General features: G+C 60.3%; 16 protein-coding genes. 13 read left to right on the top strand and 3 right to left on the bottom strand.

Features of this window, described 5'->3' with window-relative positions; genetic code table 11:
- Positions 1 to 21: 21 nt before the first annotated feature.
- Positions 22 to 942 carry a ribokinase gene (gene rbsK / locus HX790_RS22945; protein WP_176992205.1) on the bottom strand — a complete coding sequence of 307 codons (921 nt, stop codon included), beginning with the start codon at positions 940 to 942 and terminating at the stop codon, positions 22 to 24.
- Positions 943 to 1,149: 207 nt separating this feature from the next.
- On the opposite strand from rbsK, the gene HX790_RS22940 reads away from it, so the two are divergent.
- Both HX790_RS22940 and HX790_RS22935 read left to right on the top strand, forming a co-directional pair.
- The gene (locus HX790_RS22940; protein ID WP_176992204.1) at positions 1,150 to 2,346 is read left to right on the top strand and encodes a multidrug effflux MFS transporter; all 1,197 of its coding nucleotides are present in this window, start codon (positions 1,150 to 1,152) and stop codon (positions 2,344 to 2,346) included.
- A gap of 95 nt (positions 2,347 to 2,441) precedes the next feature.
- The gene (locus tag HX790_RS22935; protein WP_017135712.1) at positions 2,442 to 3,299 is read left to right on the top strand and encodes an SDR family oxidoreductase; all 858 of its coding nucleotides are present in this window, start codon (positions 2,442 to 2,444) and stop codon (positions 3,297 to 3,299) included.
- A 128-nt stretch (positions 3,300 to 3,427) separates the two neighbouring features.
- Here the strand turns inward: HX790_RS22935 and xerC are convergent, their stop codons facing one another.
- Both xerC and HX790_RS22925 read right to left on the bottom strand, forming a co-directional pair.
- Positions 3,428 to 4,342, bottom strand: a complete 915-nt coding sequence (gene xerC / locus HX790_RS22930) for a tyrosine recombinase XerC (protein ID WP_099549753.1) — start codon at positions 4,340 to 4,342, stop codon at positions 3,428 to 3,430.
- 121 nt (positions 4,343 to 4,463) lie between these two features.
- Positions 4,464 to 5,282, bottom strand: a complete 819-nt coding sequence (locus HX790_RS22925) for a M949_RS01915 family surface polysaccharide biosynthesis protein (RefSeq protein ID WP_017135713.1) — start codon at positions 5,280 to 5,282, stop codon at positions 4,464 to 4,466.
- A gap of 468 nt (positions 5,283 to 5,750) precedes the next feature.
- Here HX790_RS22925 and arnC point away from each other — a divergent pair, with 468 nt between their 5' ends.
- From arnC to HX790_RS22870, 11 genes are all read left to right on the top strand, one after another.
- Positions 5,751 to 6,785, top strand: a complete 1,035-nt coding sequence (gene arnC / locus HX790_RS22920) for an undecaprenyl-phosphate 4-deoxy-4-formamido-L-arabinose transferase (RefSeq protein WP_099549751.1) — start codon at positions 5,751 to 5,753, stop codon at positions 6,783 to 6,785.
- Positions 6,782 to 8,773 (top strand): bifunctional UDP-4-amino-4-deoxy-L-arabinose formyltransferase/UDP-glucuronic acid oxidase ArnA, encoded by a 1,992-nt coding sequence (arnA, locus tag HX790_RS22915; RefSeq protein ID WP_017135715.1) that lies wholly within the window; start codon positions 6,782 to 6,784, stop codon positions 8,771 to 8,773. The genes arnC and arnA overlap by 4 nt, the downstream gene beginning before the upstream one ends.
- A complete protein-coding gene (gene arnD / locus HX790_RS22910; protein WP_099549750.1) occupies positions 8,773 to 9,657 on the top strand; it encodes a 4-deoxy-4-formamido-L-arabinose-phosphoundecaprenol deformylase in 885 nt (294 codons plus the stop codon). The genes arnA and arnD overlap by 1 nt, the downstream gene beginning before the upstream one ends.
- Positions 9,654 to 11,309, top strand: a complete 1,656-nt coding sequence (gene arnT, locus HX790_RS22905) for a lipid IV(A) 4-amino-4-deoxy-L-arabinosyltransferase (RefSeq protein ID WP_176992203.1) — start codon at positions 9,654 to 9,656, stop codon at positions 11,307 to 11,309. The genes arnD and arnT overlap by 4 nt, the downstream gene beginning before the upstream one ends.
- Complete coding sequence (gene arnE, locus HX790_RS22900) at positions 11,306 to 11,653, top strand: 4-amino-4-deoxy-L-arabinose-phosphoundecaprenol flippase subunit ArnE (RefSeq protein WP_017135717.1); 348 nt, start codon at positions 11,306 to 11,308, stop codon at positions 11,651 to 11,653. The genes arnT and arnE overlap by 4 nt, the downstream gene beginning before the upstream one ends.
- Entirely contained in the window at positions 11,650 to 12,063 is a 414-nt protein-coding gene (arnF, locus tag HX790_RS22895; RefSeq protein ID WP_176992202.1) for a 4-amino-4-deoxy-L-arabinose-phosphoundecaprenol flippase subunit ArnF, read from the top strand. Before arnE ends, arnF begins: the two co-directional genes overlap by 4 nt.
- A complete protein-coding gene (locus HX790_RS22890; protein ID WP_017135719.1) occupies positions 12,060 to 13,439 on the top strand; it encodes a UDP-glucose/GDP-mannose dehydrogenase family protein in 1,380 nt (459 codons plus the stop codon). Before arnF ends, HX790_RS22890 begins: the two co-directional genes overlap by 4 nt.
- A 4-nt stretch (positions 13,440 to 13,443) precedes the next feature.
- Positions 13,444 to 15,066, top strand: coding sequence for a phospholipid carrier-dependent glycosyltransferase (locus HX790_RS22885; protein ID WP_176992201.1), 1,623 nt, complete (start codon positions 13,444 to 13,446; stop codon positions 15,064 to 15,066).
- Between the two features lie 267 nt (positions 15,067 to 15,333).
- Positions 15,334 to 15,522 carry a type VI secretion system contractile sheath small subunit gene (locus tag HX790_RS22880; protein ID WP_256349256.1) on the top strand — a complete coding sequence of 63 codons (189 nt, stop codon included), beginning with the start codon at positions 15,334 to 15,336 and terminating at the stop codon, positions 15,520 to 15,522.
- A gap of 164 nt (positions 15,523 to 15,686) precedes the next feature.
- Positions 15,687 to 16,400 carry an HPP family protein gene (locus HX790_RS22875; protein WP_176992200.1) on the top strand — a complete coding sequence of 238 codons (714 nt, stop codon included), beginning with the start codon at positions 15,687 to 15,689 and terminating at the stop codon, positions 16,398 to 16,400.
- Positions 16,401 to 16,517: 117 nt separating this feature from the next.
- On the top strand, positions 16,518 to 17,621 hold the full coding sequence (locus HX790_RS22870) for an enoyl-CoA hydratase/isomerase family protein (RefSeq protein WP_170037419.1): 1,104 nt from the start codon (positions 16,518 to 16,520) through the stop codon (positions 17,619 to 17,621).
- Position 17,622 lies beyond the last annotated feature (1 nt).

The raw sequence follows: 17,622 nt of genomic DNA, 5'->3' as shown, positions 1-17,622 counted from the left end.
CTCCGGGCTGGGTTGAGAGTCTTACCGCCGTTGCTGGAAACGGGCGAACGCTTCGGCGTCGGGATAGGAGGTCTGTGTACCCAGCGCTGTGACCGAACAGGCGGAATACGCCACCGCCTGCTCCATGGCCTGGCGAATAGCGCCGTCGCGGCTCCAGTGCTGGATGAAACAACCGATAAACGCATCACCGGCGCCGGTAGTGTCGCGGGCCACCACCCGCTGGCCGGGCACCTGGAATTCGCCCTCCTCGCCCACGTACAGCGCGCCGTGCTCGCCGAGGGTGACGATCACGTGGCGAATGCCGCTGGCCACCAACGTACGCGCGGCGCTGCGGGCCGAGTCCGGCGAGTCCACGACGCGACCGGTGATCAACGCCAGTTCCGATTCGTTGGGAATCAGGAAATCCAACTGCGCCAAGTGCTCGGCACTCAAGTCGGCCAGGGCCGGCGCCGGGTTGAGCAGCACCGTAATGCCATGACGACGGGCAAATTCGATGGCGTAGTAGACCGTGTCCAGGTTGATCTCCAGTTGCAGCACGATCAGCGTGCATTCACGCAGGTCGGCAGCGGCCGTCTCGATGTCCGCTGGCAACAAATGCGCATTGGCGCCTTTGACGATCAAAATGCTGTTATGGGAATCGGCCCGCACAAAAATCGGCGCCACGCCGCTGGAGACGCCCGGCACACGCTGCACGTAACGGGTGTCGATACCAAAACGCTGGAAGTTGGCCAGGGTGTTGTCGGCAAACATGTCGTCACCGACTTTGCTCACCATCAGCACCTGCGCCCCAAGCTTGGCCGCCGCCACCGCCTGGTTGGCGCCTTTGCCGCCACACCCCAGGGCAAAGCCCGGCGCTTCCAGGGTTTCGCCCTGGTCCGGCATGCGGTCGATGTAGGTAATCAAATCCACCATGTTGCTGCCGATGACTGCGATCTTGCCCATTGCTATCTCACCTTGTTGCGGCACGACCAGGCAGGTCGTAGCGCTCTTGTTTTGTTATTTAAATAACATTAAGTGTGATTATTCAATCTTTATTTTATGAAGATCAGTCAAGCCGCAGGAAAATGTAGCGTCTGTGTAAGCATCATCTTGTGTGCCCAGGTACAGCTCACTAAGCTGGCCGATCTTTTGCTGTGACCCGGAACCCCCATGTCTCGAAGTATTGCCCACCTCGCCTTGTTGCTCGGGTTGATCACCGCCATCGGCCCTTTCGCCATCGACAGCTATCTGCCTGCGCTACCCACCCTGGGTGCCAGCCTGCAGGCGTCGCCGGCGGCCGTGCAGATGAGCCTGACGGTATTCTTCATGATCATTGGCGTGTGCCAGTTGTTTTACGGGCCGATCAGCGATGTGTACGGTCGCAAGCCGCCGATTTACGCGGGCCTGGCGATTTTTGCGGTGGCCAGCGTCGGCTGTGCGCTGGCGCCGACGATTGAAGTGCTGATTGGTTTTCGTGCCCTGCAAGCCTTTGGCGCCTGCGCCGGCATGGTGATCCCACGGGCGGTGGTGCGTGACCTGTACACCAGCCACGAAGCCGCACGGTTGATGGCCCTGCTGATGCTGGTGATGAGTGTTTCGCCGATCCTCGCGCCCTTGGCCGGCAGCGTGGTGATTTCACTCTGGAGCTGGCGTGAAGTGTTCGTGGTGCTCGCAGTGGTTTCGCTGTTGTGCCTGGTGATGACCTTTGTGCAACTGCCCGAAACCCATCCTGCCGAACGCCGCCTGGGCAAGACCCTGGGCAGTGCGATCGGCAGCTACGGCGCCTTGCTGCGCGACCCGGTATTCACCGGCCTGTCGGTGGTGTGCGGGTTTGGCTTGGCGACGTTCTTTGTGTTTATCGGCAGCGCGCCGTTCGTGTACATCGAGTATTTCGGCCTGACGCCTACGCAATTCAGCCTGTGTTTTGCAGTAAACGCCGCGTCCTTCTTCGCCATGAGCCAACTGACCGCACGCCTGAGCGCGCGTTTTGGCCTGGCGCCGCTGATTCGCGGGTCGGTGATCGGCGTGGCGGTGGTTATGAGCGCGCTGGCCGTCACCACCTTGTGGAGTGACAACCTCGCCTTGATGATGGCACTGCTGTTTATCGGTTTCGGTTTTCTCGGCCTGTTATTGCCGGCCGCCGGTGTGTTGTCCATGGAAGATCACGGCGCAGTGGCAGGTTCTGCCTCGGCACTGCTCGGTGCTATCCAGATGATCACGGCGGCCGTGTCCATGACGCTGGTTGGCGTGTTTGCCGACCATACGCCTGCGCCCATGCTGGTCGGCATCGCGCTGTGTGCGGTGGCGGCGATGCTGGTGACCTTGTGGACCCTGCGTCGTTTGCCGGCTCACCTGGCGCGTGATTGACGCCATTCGTCGGGGGCGTGGCCCATCCATTACAACTATCGCGGGCGGCAAAACACCTAACTCCATAGCACCTTTGACGTTCTATGGAGTTAGACATGACCGACTACCCTCGCCCACCCTTCGCGCCTCAAGCCCAGTCCGTACCCGGCACCCAGAAGAAAATGGACCCGTACCCCGACTGCGGCGAGAAGAGCTACAAAGGCTCCGGCCGGTTGGCCAACAAGATCGCCCTGATCACCGGCGCCGACAGCGGTATTGGCCGCGCGGTGGCGATCGCCTTTGCCCGTGAGGGCGCCGACGTAGCCATCGCGTACCTGGATGAGCATGAAGACGCCCAGGAAACCGCACGCTGGGTCGAAGAAGCGGGCCGTCAATGCCTGTTGTTGCCGGGCGATATCGCGCAAAAAACCAACTGCCAGGCGCTGGTGGACAAGACCGTCGAGCAGTTTGGCCGCATCGATGTGCTGGTCAACAACGCCGCGTTCCAGATGACCCACGAAACCCTCGAAGAGATCGAGGATGAAGAATGGGTCAAGACCTTCGATATCAACATCACCGCAATGTTTCGAATCTGCAAGGCGGCCCTGCCGCATATGAAAGCCGGCAGCTCGATCATCAACACCAGTTCGGTTAATTCCGATATGCCCAAGCCAACCCTGTTGGCCTACGCCGCCACCAAAGGCGCGATTGCCAACTTCACCGGTGGTCTGGCGCAGTTGCTGGGTGACAAGGGTATTCGCGTCAACAGCGTGGCACCAGGGCCGATCTGGACGCCGCTGATTGTAGCGACCATGCCCGACAAGGATGTGCAGAGCTTTGGCAGCGAAACACCGCTCGGGCGGCCAGGCCAGCCTGTAGAGGTGGCACCGATCTATGTGCTGCTGGCCTCGGACGAAGCCAGCTATATCTCCGGCTCGCGGTACGCGGTCACTGGCGGCAAACCGATTCTCTAAACCTCACATAGCCCTAATGTGTGGGCTTGCCCGCGATTGCGGTGTATCAGGCAGTCAATCTGTCACTGACACACCGCAATCGCGAGCAAGCTCGCTCCCACAGTTTTAATCAGTGTCTGACCTGGAAGCTACAAATCAAACCTGTCCACCGCCCGGCGCCGCTCATTGTCATCGCGCACGTCATAACTGGCGGTGGTCTGGATATTGGTGTGATGCGCCAGTTTCTGCGCAATCGACAGGTCGTGTTCTTCAATCACCCGCGTGATGAACGAGCGTCGGAAGTCATGGGGCATGATCTTCACGCCCACCTGCTCACCGCGTTGACGGGCGATGTAGTAAATCGCGTGCTTGGTGATGCGTTCACGGGTGATATGGCTGCCACGGCGAATACGATTGAACAGGAAGCTATCGTCCTGCTCGCCTTCCTTGAGCTGCTCGCGACGAAACGCCAGCCAGGCCTGCAACTTGTCAAACGCCCAGGCTGGGGCGTACTTGATCAGTTCTTTGTTGCCTTTGCCAATCACACGCAAGCTGCGTTCATCGAAGTTGATCTGCGCCAGATCCAGGTTGACCGACTCCGACTTGCGCATGCCTGAACCATACAAAATGCCGATCACGGCGGCATCCCGCAGGCCTTGAGGGCGTGGGTCGGCGGCACAGACTTCCATCATTTCGCGGATCAGGGTGCGGCGCAGGTTACGGCCCTGGCTGAGGCGTGTGCCCGGCGTGGCCTTGACCGAGCGCATCTTCAACAGGTGGTCCTGGCTGATCAGGCTCATTCGCCAGGCCTCGTTCATCACCCCGCGTACCGCATTCACATACAGCGAAGAAGTGTTCGGCGCGCAGCCGTCCTCGCGCAATGCGCCGACCAGGGCAATCACCTGTTCGGGTTGCAGCAGGTGCCAGTCGATCTCTTCCAGGTTGATATCTTCATAGCCCAGGCGGTCGGCGGCATCTTGCAGCACGTAGCGCATGGTCAGTTGGCTGGAGGGCGCCAAGCGGGTGAGGTAAAGGGTCAGTGGGTTGCGGATAGACTCAGTCAAGGTAGATCAGCCTTTGGATTAAATACCTCATTCAAGCCTTTGTTTAATCGAGGTATTTAGTGAATTGGCGAAGGCCGAGTCTAACCCAGGACCGGGCTTGGCACCAAATCACGGCACAACATCACGGCGCCGATTCGTCGTCCTCGGTCGGGCTTTCAGCCTGAGGTTGCGCCTGGGATTGACTCCAGTCGGCGTCCTGTTTGTGCATCAGTGCAAACCAGTGCTGACGCATGAACGCCAGGTAGCTGTCCGGCGCTTTGGCAAAGTCGCTTTCATCGCCATAACAGCCCGGCAGCGGCAACTCGGTGCCCTGCTCCTTGTACTGGCTGACCAGTGCCTGCTGTGCGGCAACGCTGCAGTCAGTAGGCAGCGGCATACCCCGCAGGGCACCGGCATCCTCGTCCCACCAGCTTGCGCCGACGCGATCGACACCGCGCAGGCGGTACTTCTGGGACTTGCCGACATGCATGATCAGCTTGAACTCACGCGGGCTGACATCGCTGGTGCAGGTGCGCGAGTAGCCCACCGTGGCCTGGGTAATGCCATCGCCGGCAAGATCAGTGACCTTGGTTGCCGCCCTGTCAAAACGCAGCCCTGCATCGAATTCGCAATGCTGCACATCGTCATAGAGCATCCAGACACGCTTGGGGCGGTCGCCGCCGAGCAAATACTGGGCCGCGTAGACAAATGCCGACTGGGTACCGTCGTCATCACGCTCGCTGACTTGCTCGGCGAGTACCAGCAAGTTCTTGCCTTGGTGGTCGTCCCAGGTATAGGCCGCGACCTGTTTGCCGCGCACTTCCACGCCGTCCGGCACCTGCTCGATGCTGGTCAGCGCCACGCCATCGTCGGCTCGAACGGTGGTGACACAGGCCACTACCATCAACAAGCCCATCAATGCAGGCCGCAACTGGCCGTGCAAAATCCGCACACTATTCATCCGAGTACCCTGGCAAGAGATGGCTTACTTTACCGGCACTTGAGGGCCATTGCAGAGAAGTTTGTTGAATTACCTTGCGCGCCTGCGCAGCGGTGCAGAATCCGTCGCGGTTTTGCCTGCAGAACCAATCCCCAGGCGCTTCAGCGGTTTAGCTGAACCCTACCTGTCTACCTGTCAAATAAACGAGTTTTTCATCCGCCTTTCATATTCGTTCAACAATTTTCCGCTTAATCTTGACCGCAGGACTTGAGAACGAACCGCGTCTTCCCCGACTAACCTGTTGATTACGCTTTACCTTTCATAGTTTTCGTCTTTACTCTGCTAGCCCATGGAAGAAACCGTTGCCCGTCCTCAGGAAAGTCGAACGAATGCCGCACACCCACGCTACATTTAATCGGCCGGCGTTGTTGCCGACTGATTACTGCTGTTTTCACGCTCCAATTGTTCTAGCCCCGAGGTCATGAATCTTTGAAACCCTACCCTATTCATTGCGTGTCGATCGTTATCCCGGTCTACAACGAACAAGAGAGCCTGCCTGAATTGCTGCGTCGCACGACTGCAGCTTGCAAGCAATTGGCTTACGAATACGAAATCATCCTGGTGGATGACGGTAGCCGCGACAACTCGGCCCAATTGCTGGAAGACGCTGCCGCAGAAGACGGCAGCAACGTGGTGGCGGTGATCCTCAACCGCAACTATGGCCAGCATGCCGCGATCATGGCCGGCTTCGAGCAGTGCCGTGGCGAGGTGGTCATCACTCTTGACGCCGACCTGCAGAACCCGCCCGAAGAAATCCCGCGGCTGGTCGAGCAAGCCGCCCTGGGCTACGACGTCGTCGCCACTGTGCGTAACAACCGTCAGGATTCGGCCTTCCGCCGCTGGCCTTCGCGCCTGATCAACCTGGCCGTGCAACGCTCCACCGGCGTGGCCATGACCGATTACGGCTGCATGTTGCGTGCTTACCGACGCACCATCGTCGACGCCATGCTCGCCTGCCGCGAGCGCAGCACCTTTATTCCGATTCTGGCCAACGGCTTTGCCCGGCACACCACCGAGATCCTGGTGCACCACGCCGAGCGTGAGCATGGCGAGTCCAAATACAGCGCCATGCGCCTGATCAGCCTGATGTTCGACCTGCTGACCTGCATGACCACCACCCCGCTGCGTCTGCTGAGCATCGTCGGCTTCAGCCTCGCGGCACTGGGCATGCTGTTTGCCTTTGCGCTGGTGTTCCTGCGCTTGGTCTTCGGCGCCGAATGGGCCGGTTCAGGCATGTTCGTGCTGTTCGCGGTGCTGTTTGTGTTCACCGGCGGCCAATTCATCGGCATGGGCCTCTTGGGTGAATACCTGGGCCGCATGTACAGTGACGTGCGTGCCCGTCCACGGTTCTTTATTGAAAAGGTGCTGCGTAACCAACCCGCAGAGCCGGCTCCGGTCGTCGTGGTCGACGGCCTTACAACTTCCCACTCTCCTACTTCTCCTTCCGATCAGGTTTCGTCATGAATTCAAAAGCTGTTGTCTTCGCTTACCACGATATTGGCTGTGCAGGTATTGAAGCCCTGCTGACCGCCGGCTACGACATTGCTGCCGTGTTCACCCATGCCGACGACCCCAAGGAAAACAATTTCTACGGCTCCGTCGCCCAACTCTGCGCCCGCAACGGCATCCCGGTACATGCTCCGGAAGACGCCAACCACCCGCTGTGGATTGAGCGTATTGCCAAGCTGAACCCGGATTTCATCTTCTCGTTCTACTACCGCAACCTGCTGAGCGAAGCCCTGCTGGCCACTGCCAAAAAAGGCGCGTTCAACCTGCACGGTTCCTTGCTGCCTAAATACCGTGGCCGCGCTCCGGCCAACTGGGTGCTGGTCAACGGTGAAACCGAAACCGGCGTCACCCTGCACCGCATGGTCAAGCGTGCCGATGCCGGCGCGATCCTGGCCCAGCAAAAAGTCATTATCGACCGCACCGACACCGGCCTGACCCTGCACGCCAAACTGCGTGATGCGGCCACCAACTTGCTGCGTGATGCCCTGCCACAGCTGGCCCAAGGCAAATTGGCCGAAACGGCCCAGAACGAAAGCCAGGCCACCTACTTCGGTCGCCGCACTGCCGCTGACGGCAAGCTGGACTGGAAAAAACCGGCTGAAGAGCTGTTCAACCTGGTTCGTGCCGTGACCCAACCGTACCCAGGCGCATTCTGCGCTGTCGGCGAGCACAAACTTATCGTTTGGCAAGCTGAAGTGGTCAAGGGCAACGAAGGCCTGGCGCCAGGCCGTGTGATCAGCGTCAACCCGCTGCGCATCGCCTGCGGTGAAGATTCCCTGGTGGTCAAGTTCGGCCAGCGCAACGAAAACGGCCTGTACCTGGCCGGCCCTTCCCTGGCTGACGAACTGGGCCTGGTCGACGGTTCCGTGCTGCGCGGCGCCGAGTCCGGCCGCAAGCCACGTCGCACTCGTGTACTGATCCTGGGTGTGAACGGCTTTATCGGTAACCACCTGTCCGAGCGCCTGCTGCGTGACGACCGTTATGAAATCTACGGCCTGGACATCGGTTCCGACGCCATTGAGCGCCTGCGCAGCCACCCGAACTTCCACTACGTGGAAGGCGACATCAGCATCCACTCCGAGTGGATCGAGTACCACATCAAGAAGTGCGACGTGGTCCTGCCGCTGGTGGCCATCGCTACGCCAATCGAATACACCCGTAACCCGCTGCGCGTATTCGAACTCGACTTCGAAGAGAACCTGAAACTGGTTCGCTACTGCGTCAAGTACAACAAGCGCGTGATCTTCCCGTCGACCTCCGAAGTCTATGGCATGTGCCAGGACCAGTACTTCGACGAAGACACCTCCAATCTGGTGGTTGGCCCGGTCAACAAGCAGCGCTGGATCTACTCGGTCTCCAAGCAACTGCTGGACCGCGTGATCTGGGCTTACGGCGACAAGGGCCTGAACTTCACCCTGTTCCGTCCGTTCAACTGGATGGGCCCGCGCCTTGACCGTCTGGACTCGGCACGTATCGGCAGCTCCCGTGCCATCACCCAGCTGATCCTGAACCTGGTGGAAGGTACCCCGATCCGCCTGTTCGACGGTGGTGAGCAGAAGCGTTGCTTCACCGACATCGCCGACGGCATCGAAGCACTGGCACGCATCATTGATAACGACAACGATATCTGCAACGGCCAGATCATCAACATCGGCAACCCGGAAAACGAAGCCAGCATCCGTCAGCTGGGCGAAGAACTGCTGCGTCAGTTCGAAGCTCACCCGCTGCGCAGCAACTTCCCTCCGTTCGCCGGTTTCCGCGACGTAGAAAGCAAGGCGTTCTACGGTACCGGTTACCAGGACGTGGCGCACCGCAAGCCAAGCATCGAAAACGCCAAGCGCCTGTTGAACTGGGAGCCAACCGTTGAGATGAGCGAAACCATCGGCAACACGTTGGACTTCTTCCTCAAAGAAGCCATGCTCGAAATCGCGGACAAGAAGTAATGCAGGCAGGCTTGCGAATCGACGTCGACACCTACCGTGGCACCCGTGAGGGCGTGCCGCGGTTGCTCGAATCCCTGGATGAAGCCGGGGTAAAAGCGACGTTCTTCTTCAGCGTCGGGCCGGACAACATGGGGCGCCACTTGTGGCGCCTTATCCGCCCGCAATTTCTGTGGAAGATGCTGCGTTCCAATGCTGCCGGCCTCTATGGCTGGGACATCTTGCTGGCCGGCACCGCCTGGCCAGGCAAGCCGATCGGCCGTGACCTGGGGCACTTGATGCGCCAGGCCAAGGCCGCCGGCCATGAAGTCGGCCTGCACGCATGGGACCATCACGGCTGGCAAGCCAACACCGGGCGCTGGAGCGACGCACAGCTGGTCGAGCAGATCCGTCGAGGCGTGGACACCCTGAGCGACATCCTGGGTGAGCGCATCGACTGTTCCGCAGCCGCCGGCTGGCGTGCCGATGAGCGCGTGGTGCAAGCCAAGCAAGGTTTCAACTTTCGCTACAACAGTGATTGCCGGGGCACCAGCCTGTTTCGACCAACCCTGGCCGATGGCAGTGCGGGCACCCCACAAATTCCGGTAGACCTGCCGACCTTCGACGAAGTCGTCGGGCCGGTGGTGGCTGCCAAAGATTTCAACGGCTTCATTCTTGACCGGTTCGCCGAGTCGAAGCTGAACGTCTATACGATCCACGCAGAAGTAGAAGGGATTCTGATGGCTGAAGATTTTCGCCAACTGCTCGCCCAGGCCGGGCAGCGCGGCATTGACTTCAAACCCTTGGGCGACCTGTTGCCCGCGGATGTGACCACCCTGCCCCAGCAACAGCTGGTACGCGGCGCGCTCAGCGGCCGCGAGGGTTGGCTCGGAGTACAGCAGGCATGATCCGGCGCTGGGCATTGCCCCTGCTCCTGTTGGCGTTTGCTGTGTTCTACCTGTTGCCACTGGCCAGCCATGGCCTGTGGATCCCGGATGAAACCCGTTACGCGCAGATCAGCCAGGAAATGCTGCTGACCGGCAAATGGGCCTCGCCGCACTTCATGGGTATCCGTTACTTCGAAAAACCCGCTGCCGGCTACTGGATGATCGCGCTGGGCCAGGCGATTTTCGGGCAGAACCTGTTCGGCGTGCGCTTTGCGTCGGCCTTGAGCACCGGGCTGAGCATCCTGCTGGTCTATCTGGTCTCGCGCCGGCTGTGGAACAACCCGCAAAAAAGCCTGGTCAGCAGCGTGCTGTACATGAGCTTTGTCAGCGTGGCGCTGCTTGGTGGTTACGCCAACCTGGACCCGCAGTTCACCTTCTGGGTCAACCTCACCGGCGTTGCGCTGTGGTTCTGCTTCGACAGCACCACGCGCAACGGCCGCTTGGGGTCTTGGGCCTTGCTCGGCTTTGCCTGCGGCATGGGCTTCATGACCAAAGGGTTTCTTGCCTGGCTGCTGCCAGTGTTGATCGCCCTGCCCTACGCTATTTGGCAGAAACGCTTTCGTGAATTGCTTGGCTATGGTGTGGTCGCTGTGGCCGTCGCAATTATCGTCAGCCTGCCGTGGGCACTCGCCGTGCACCTGCAAGAGCCGGACTACTGGAACTTCTTCTTCTGGCATGAGCACATCCAACGCTTTGCCGGCGATGACGCCCAGCATGCCGAGCCGTTCTGGTTCTACCTGCCGCTGATGGTTGCGTTCTCGTTGCCATGGATCGCCCTGCTGCCGTCCACGGTCAAACAGGCCTGGCTGGAAAAGCGCCTGCCCAAGACCGCGTTCCTGCTGCTGTGGCTGTTGATGCCTCTGGCGTTCTTCAGTTTGGCCAAAGGCAAGCTGCCGTCCTATGTCATGCCGTGCCTGCTGCCCTTGGCCCTGCTGATGGGGTCGACGCTCAGCGACAAGTTGGCCAAGGGCCATGGCCGCGCCTTGCGCATCAACGGCTGGTTGAACCTGGCTATCGGAATCGTGGCGTTGCTGGCCATCAGTTGGTTCCAATTGAAAAAACCGGTGTATGAGCCGGGTCAGGAGACTTTCAGCCTGGTGCTGGTGTTTACGTTCCTGTTCGGCTGGATCGTGGTCAACCTGCTGCAAGCTGCACGCCCATTGAAGCTATGGGCTGCGCCGGCCATCGGCAGTTGGTTGCTGGTGGCCCTGGTGCCGGCTGCCCTTCCGCATTCGGTGGTTTATAACAAGACCCCGGACCAGTTCATCATCGACCATTTGCCCGAACTGCAACCCACCGCGGCACTGCTCAGCAATGACCTTGGCGCTGCCTCGGCGCTGTCGTGGCGCCTGGGCCGCCCGGAGGTTGCGCTGTACAACACGGTCGGTGAAGTGAAGTACGGCATTGCCTATCCAGACACTGCCTATCGCAAGATCGGCACCGCCGACGTCCAGCAATGGATGAGCGAGGCGCGTAAAAAAGGCTCGGTTGGCGTCGTCATGCGGGTCAAGGGCGACGATGAAGTGGCCGAAGTGAACCTGCTGCCCCAAGACGGCAAGCGCTATGAGCAAGGCAATATCGTCATCCTGATCTTCCCACAGGCTGCGCAATGATCACCTTGCTTCTCCTGTTGAGCGCCTGTCTGCTCACCTGCATGGGCCAGGTTTCGCAAAAGTTTGCGGTAGAAAGCTGGCGTGACCAGCCCGACGGTTGGGCGCCGAAACTGCGCTCGCCGTGGCTGTGGTCGGCGCTGGTGTGCCTGGGCCTTGGCCTGCTGGTATGGCTGCTGGTGTTGCAGCGCCTGGAAGTGGGCATCGCCTACCCCATGCTCAGCCTCAATTTTGTGCTGGTGACACTGATGGCGCGGTTTGTCTTCCATGAGCAGATCGATGGCCGTCATTGGCTGGGTGTAGCGCTGGTGATTGGCGGCGTTGTGCTGCTAGGGCGTCACGTATGAGCCGCACGCAAGGGTTTACCCTGGCCTTGGGCAGTGTTGGCCTGGTCAGTGCTGCTCAATTGGGCATGCGCTGGAGCATGACGCGCCTGCCGTTGCCAACTGAGTGGCTCAATGCGTTTAACAGTCAATCGATTGATCTTGGCGCCCTGGGCGTGGTGATCCTGGCGATCATCGCCTATGCGCTGTCGATGCTGTGCTGGCTCGGCGCGCTCAAGCACTTGCCCCTGGGCCGCGCCTATTCGCTGCTAAGCATCAGCTACGCGCTGGTGTACCTGCTGGCGGCCAGCCTGCCGGTGTTCAACGAACATTTTTCGCTTTCAAAAACCCTGGGGGTGGCCTTGGTCATTCTCGGTGTTCTGGTTATTAACTCTCGTCGTGCTAGCGTTGCAAGCCCCAGGAATGCCCCATGAAAATCAGTGTATTTGGTAGCGGTTACGTCGGTCTGGTACAGGCCACCGTATTGGCCGAAGTCGGTCACGATGTGATCTGCATGGACGTGGACAAGAGCAAAGTCGAGTCGCTGCAAAAAGGCCACGTGACCATCTTCGAGCCGGGCCTGGCGGCCATGGTCAAGGAAAACCTGGAAAGCGGGCGCCTGCACTTTACCTATGATGAAAAACTCGCCGTAGAACACGGTGAGGTGCTGTTTATCGCCGTGGGCACGCCGTCGGACGAAGACGGCTCGGCCGACCTCAAGTACGTGCTTTCGGTGGGCGATGCCGTATCCCGCCATCGCGTGGAACCGGTGATCCTGGTGGAAAAATCCACCGTGCCGGTCGGTACGGGCGACACCCTGCGTGCCCATATCGAAAAAAACCTGCACATTGCCGGTCGCCACCTGGAGTTCGATATCGTCTCCAACCCCGAATTCCTCAAGGAAGGCTCGGCCGTTGCCGACTGCCGCCGCCCGGACCGCATCATCATCGGCTGTGAACGCGAAGAAGTGCGCGAAGTGATGCGTGATTTGTACGCGCCGTTCAACCGCAACCATGACCGCATCATCTTCATGGACCTGCGCAGCGCCGAACTGACCAAGTACGCCGCCAACTGCATGCTGGCCACCAAGATCAGCTTCATCAACCAGATCGCCGAGTTGGCCGAACACTTGGGCGCCGACATCGAAGCCGTGCGTTTGGGCATTGGCGCCGACTCACGCATCGGCTACCACTTTATCTACCCGGGCTGCGGCTACGGCGGTTCGTGCTTCCCCAAAGACATGCGCGCCCTGATCCACAGCGCCAAGGAAGCCAACTGCTCCAGCGACCTGCTCGAAGCGGTCGAAGCGATCAACCAGCGCCAGAAGAGCAAGCTGTTCGAGCGTATCAATGCGTATTTCAAAGGCGAACTGCAAGGCAAGACCTTCGCCTTGTGGGGCCTGGCCTTCAAGCCCAACACCGATGACATGCGCGATGCCCCAAGCCGCGTGCTGATGGAAGCCCTGTGGGCGGCCGGCGCCAATGTCCGTGCGTTCGACCCCGAAGCCATGCAGGAAACCCAGCGCATCTACGGTGACGAGTCGCGTCTGACCCTGCTGGGCACGCCGGAATCGGCCTTGAGCGGCGCCGATGCGTTGATCGTGTGCACCGAGTGGCAGCAATTCAAGGCGCCGGATTTCGAACTGATCCACGCCCGCCTGAAAAACCCGGTGATCTTCGACGGTCGCAACCTGTACGACGGCGAGCGCCTGGCGCGCAAGGGCTTCAAATATTTCCCGATGGGCCGTGGCGACTCCTGCGAGCTGCCGATTCCACAGCAAAACTGGGTAGCGCCAGCCAAGGAAGACTAAAGACGTGAACAAAGCTCAATCGCCGCTGCTTACAGCAACGATCCGCAATCAGTCGCTGGGGCTCGGGCTCCTGGCGCTGGTGCTGTTTATTGTCGGCAACTGGCACCAGGCAATCATCGGCTTTGACTCGCGTTTCGTGGTGTTTGCCCAGGAAATGCTGCGCCATGGACCGAGTTTTTTCCCCACCACCTATGGCCAGCCTTACGCGGACTACCTGGCGACCTCGACCCTGCTGACCTGGCTGTTGTCCCTGCCGTTTGGCGAGGTCAGCAGCCTCACCGCGTGGTTGCCCACCTCCATCGCCTCGGCGGTGATCGTGGTGCTGGTGTATCGCCTTACGGCGCCCTACTCCACGCGCTGGGGTTTGCTCAGCATCGCGATGCTGCTGCTCAGCAGCACCTTCATCAGCGAAACCCGCGCGGTGTCGCTGGACCAGATGCTCGCGGCCATCGCCTTGACCGTGTTCTATCTGGGCTATGCCCATGACCACTTCGGGGCAGCCAAACGCTTGCATTGGCTGTTTTTGCTGCTGATCCTGGGCTTTGCGGTGCGTGGGCCAATCGGCCTGGTGATCCCCACTGGCGTGCTGTGCAGCTATTACCTGATCAACCGCCAATGGCGCCAACTGTTCACCTTCGGCTTTATCGCGCTGGCAGTGCTGGCGGCGTGTGTCGGCCTGTTGTTGCTGCTGGCCAAGCTCAGTGGTGGCGAGGACTTCATGCAGGACGTGATCCGCATGCAGTTCCTGGGGCGTATGGACGGCACCGAAGGTTCCAGCGGGGTTTTGTATTACTTCACCAGTTCCATGGGCAACTACGCGCTGGCTTATCCGCTGGCGTTGCTGGTGCTCCTGGCAATCGCCATCGGCGGTCGTCGGTCACCCGACCCGGCACTGAAACTGGTGCTGTATTGCGCGGCGGCAGGTTTGCTGGTGATGCTCGGCCTGTCGGTCCCTCAGGCGAAGAAGGCACGTTACATCCTGCCGATGCTGCCCATGGCGGCGATCATTGCGGCCTACCCGTTCCAGGTCACCCAGGGGCGGCTGTTCGCCTGGCTGCGCGGCTTGATGCTGGGCATCTGGACGCTGCTGCCAGCGCTGCTGGTGATCGGGCTGGTGGTGGCGCGCAAGCGTTACCCGGCACAGCTGGACAACCTGGGCGTGGTCTTCGGCGTGCTTGGCGTGCTTCAGGTCGTGTCGCTGCTGTCACTGCTCAAGGCGCGTCTACGCCCGCTGGGGTCGGCACTCGCGGCGGTGCTGGCGCTGTGGTCGACCTACATTGTGGTGGTCGAGCCATTGGAGCGTACGCTTTACGACACCCGCAAATTCAGCCTTGGCGTCAAAGAACAGATCATGCAGCAACCGGCCCCCGTGGTGCTGCATGGCTTGGGCAAAGATGCAAAAGCCATCAAGTTCATGGTCAACTTCAACTGCGATAAGGTGCCGCTGTTTACCCAGTCGGCTGCAGACCTGGCGCCACTGCAAGGTCCGGCATGGCTGGTAATGAGCACGAAAGACTTCGAAAATCTGCAGGATCCGCGCTTGCGTTCGATCACCCCGACACTCACCGGGGAGTTCGACAAAGACCCGTATGTGTTGCTCCATCTAGAGAAAGTCAGCGCGCCGTAATTACGCTGACAGTGGTCTGACGGAAACAGCGCCCACTCCTTCAAGAGTGGGCGTTTTTCGTTATGACTGCCCGGAAAGCCCCTACATGGCTATGCGTAAACGCTGGCGCACTTTGCCTTTCGATGCCCGGAACCCAAATGTAGACTCCTTTGTCATGTGCGTTAACTATCTACTACCGGGCGCCGTCAGCCTTCCACGCACACAGACCTGCTTGATCAAAAGGGCAATGCCGTGCCAGAAGACCTGTTGCTTATCCCTGCGCCGAGGCTGGATCGCTTGATGGCGTTGCGCGATGCCTTGGTGGCATTGAAGGGGCCTTTGGCCGACGACCCTGCCTTGCGGGAGAACCTGCAAAGGCAGCTGTTCAACGAAGAGGCTGATAGCCGCGTGCTCGGACGCATCAGCACGCCGCTGCCGCAACCGACGCATCGCATCACCTATGACGAGGGTCACTAACTGCATTATTTTTGCATTTAACCCTCATTAATATGCATTGGCGCCATAGCATCAAGCTCGGCACACTGCACAGGTTCCTCCCCCAAATGTTGGAACGTTCAAAGGGCTTATCCGGGCAACCAGGCGAGCCTTTTTTTTCGTCTGCTGCTTTATGGATCGTGTCGATGCTCGCTCGCTGGTTACCCGCTGCAATCAATACCCGCCCCGTCGAATGGAGCCGCGCCGCCATTGGCATGGCCTTGGGCACGCTATTGAGTGTCTGGGTGTGTGCCCAGGTATTCGGTATGGAAGTCGCCTTGCACCTGCTCGGCCCGCTGGGGGCATCGGCGGTTTTGCTGTTTGCCGTGTCCTCCGGTGCGTTGGCACAGCCCTGGTCGATTATCGGCAGCTACTTGTGCGCTGCCGTTGTGGCTCTGCTGGTGGCGCGGGTGCTTGGCCGCACGCTGGGCAGCGCATGCCTGGCTGCGGGCATGACCGTCGTGTTGATTTGCTGGCTGCGCTGCCTGCACCCGCCCGCCGGTGGCTTGGCCATGACGCTGGTGCTCGCCGATCCGGCCTCTATCGCCCTGGGTTGGCAGGAAGTGGGGCCGGTGATGCTCGGGGCTGGCGCGCTGCTGGCCGGTGCGCTGGCCTATAACAACGTGACACGCACGCGTTACCCCAAAGGCGCGCTCGAATCGCCCGCCGTGGTCCTGGGCAGCACAGCGCCGGTGACAGATGCCGCCATCACGGCAGCCGATCTGAAACTGGCCCTGGCCGAGATGGAGCGGTTCTTTGATGTGGAGCCGACGGAGTTGGAGCAACTGATACACGCGGCTGAAGGGCATGCCCGGCGCCGCAGCATCGGTGAAGTGCTGGGTGGCCGCAGCGCTGCATAAATGCAAAAACGACCTGCATGATTCCGGGTTGTACTTGGCAAATTTGCACTGGTACGATCGCGAGATAGTTCGTGCGCGAACATCTTGATAAAGAACAATAAAAGCAGGGAGTTAGTGATGACTGCTCAGGTTTCATCCGAAGCAAGCCACACCAGGATTCTTCAGGGCGAGGTGCTGGCCGAAGTCCGTAACCATATTGGCCACCTCACCCTCAACCGCCCCGCTGGCTTGAATGCCATCACTCTGGAGATGGTCCGCAGCCTGACCACACAACTGCTGGCTTGGGAGAGCGATCCGCAGGTGTATGCCGTGGTCCTGCGCGGTGCCGGTGAAAAAGCGTTCTGCGCCGGTGGCGACATTCGCTCTCTCTACGACAGCTTCAAGCAGGGCGACAGCCTGCACCAGGACTTCTTCGTCGAGGAATACGCCCTCGACCTGGCAATTCACCATTACCACAAGCCCGTGCTGGCCCTGATGGACGGCTTTGTCCTCGGCGGCGGCATGGGCCTGGTGCAAGGCGCCGACTTGCGTGTGGTGACCGAGCGCAGCCGCCTGGCGATGCCGGAAGTGGCCATTGGTTATTTCCCGGACGTAGGTGGCAGCTATTTCCTCTCGCGCATCCCTGGCGAGCTGGGGGTTTACCTTGGGGTCACCGGCGTGCAGATTCGCGCCGCCGACGCGCTGTACTGCGGGCTGGCGGACTGGTGTATCGACAGCGCGAAACTCGCCGAACTCGATCAGAAGCTCGACCACCTGCAATGGCAGGATTCGCCGCTCAAGGACCTGCAGGGCGTATTGGCAAAGCTCGCGGTACAACAATTGCCCGACGCCCCGCTGGCCGCGCTGCGCCCGGCGATCGACCACTTCTTTGCGTTGCCGGATGTGCCGAGCATGGTCGAGCAACTGCAGCAAGTCACTGTCGCTGACAGCCACGAATGGGCGCTCAGCACCGCCAGCCTGATGCAGACCCGCTCGCCGCTGGCAATGGCCGTGACCCTGCAGATGCTGCGCCGTGGCCGGCGCTTGTCGCTGGAGCAGTGCTTCGCATTGGAATTGCACCTGGATCGCCAGTGGTTCGAACGCGGCGACCTGATCGAAGGCGTTCGCGCGTTGATTATCGACAAGGATAAAACCCCGCACTGGAACCCCGCGACGATCCATGAGTTGGACGCCAGCCATGTCGAGAGCTTCTTCAGTGACTTCAAGCAGAGTGGGAAATAAG

The sequence above is a fragment of the Pseudomonas sp. IPO3747 genome, from assembly GCF_013385245.1.
Taxonomy (GTDB): Bacteria; Pseudomonadota; Gammaproteobacteria; order Pseudomonadales; family Pseudomonadaceae; genus Aquipseudomonas; species Aquipseudomonas edaphica.
Note: the sequence above shows the minus strand (reverse complement) of the source record. Positions and strands in the feature narration are given on the sequence as shown.

What these genes read in the sequence shown, in the direction of transcription:
- rbsK (WP_176992205.1), bottom strand. Translation starts at nt 942, where the DNA reads ATGGGCAAGATCGCAGTCATCGGCAGCAACATGGTGGATTTGATTACC.
- HX790_RS22940 (WP_176992204.1), top strand. Translation starts at nt 1,150, where the DNA reads ATGTCTCGAAGTATTGCCCACCTCGCCTTGTTGCTCGGGTTGATCACC.
- HX790_RS22935 (WP_017135712.1), top strand. Translation starts at nt 2,442, where the DNA reads ATGACCGACTACCCTCGCCCACCCTTCGCGCCTCAAGCCCAGTCCGTA.
- HX790_RS22925 (WP_017135713.1), bottom strand. Translation starts at nt 5,282, where the DNA reads ATGAATAGTGTGCGGATTTTGCACGGCCAGTTGCGGCCTGCATTGATG.
- arnA (WP_017135715.1), top strand. Translation starts at nt 6,782, where the DNA reads ATGAATTCAAAAGCTGTTGTCTTCGCTTACCACGATATTGGCTGTGCA.
- arnD (WP_099549750.1), top strand. Translation starts at nt 8,773, where the DNA reads ATGCAGGCAGGCTTGCGAATCGACGTCGACACCTACCGTGGCACCCGT.
- arnT (WP_176992203.1), top strand. Translation starts at nt 9,654, where the DNA reads ATGATCCGGCGCTGGGCATTGCCCCTGCTCCTGTTGGCGTTTGCTGTG.
- arnE (WP_017135717.1), top strand. Translation starts at nt 11,306, where the DNA reads ATGATCACCTTGCTTCTCCTGTTGAGCGCCTGTCTGCTCACCTGCATG.
- arnF (WP_176992202.1), top strand. Translation starts at nt 11,650, where the DNA reads ATGAGCCGCACGCAAGGGTTTACCCTGGCCTTGGGCAGTGTTGGCCTG.
- HX790_RS22890 (WP_017135719.1), top strand. Translation starts at nt 12,060, where the DNA reads ATGAAAATCAGTGTATTTGGTAGCGGTTACGTCGGTCTGGTACAGGCC.
- HX790_RS22875 (WP_176992200.1), top strand. Translation starts at nt 15,687, where the DNA reads ATGCTCGCTCGCTGGTTACCCGCTGCAATCAATACCCGCCCCGTCGAA.
- HX790_RS22870 (WP_170037419.1), top strand. Translation starts at nt 16,518, where the DNA reads ATGACTGCTCAGGTTTCATCCGAAGCAAGCCACACCAGGATTCTTCAG.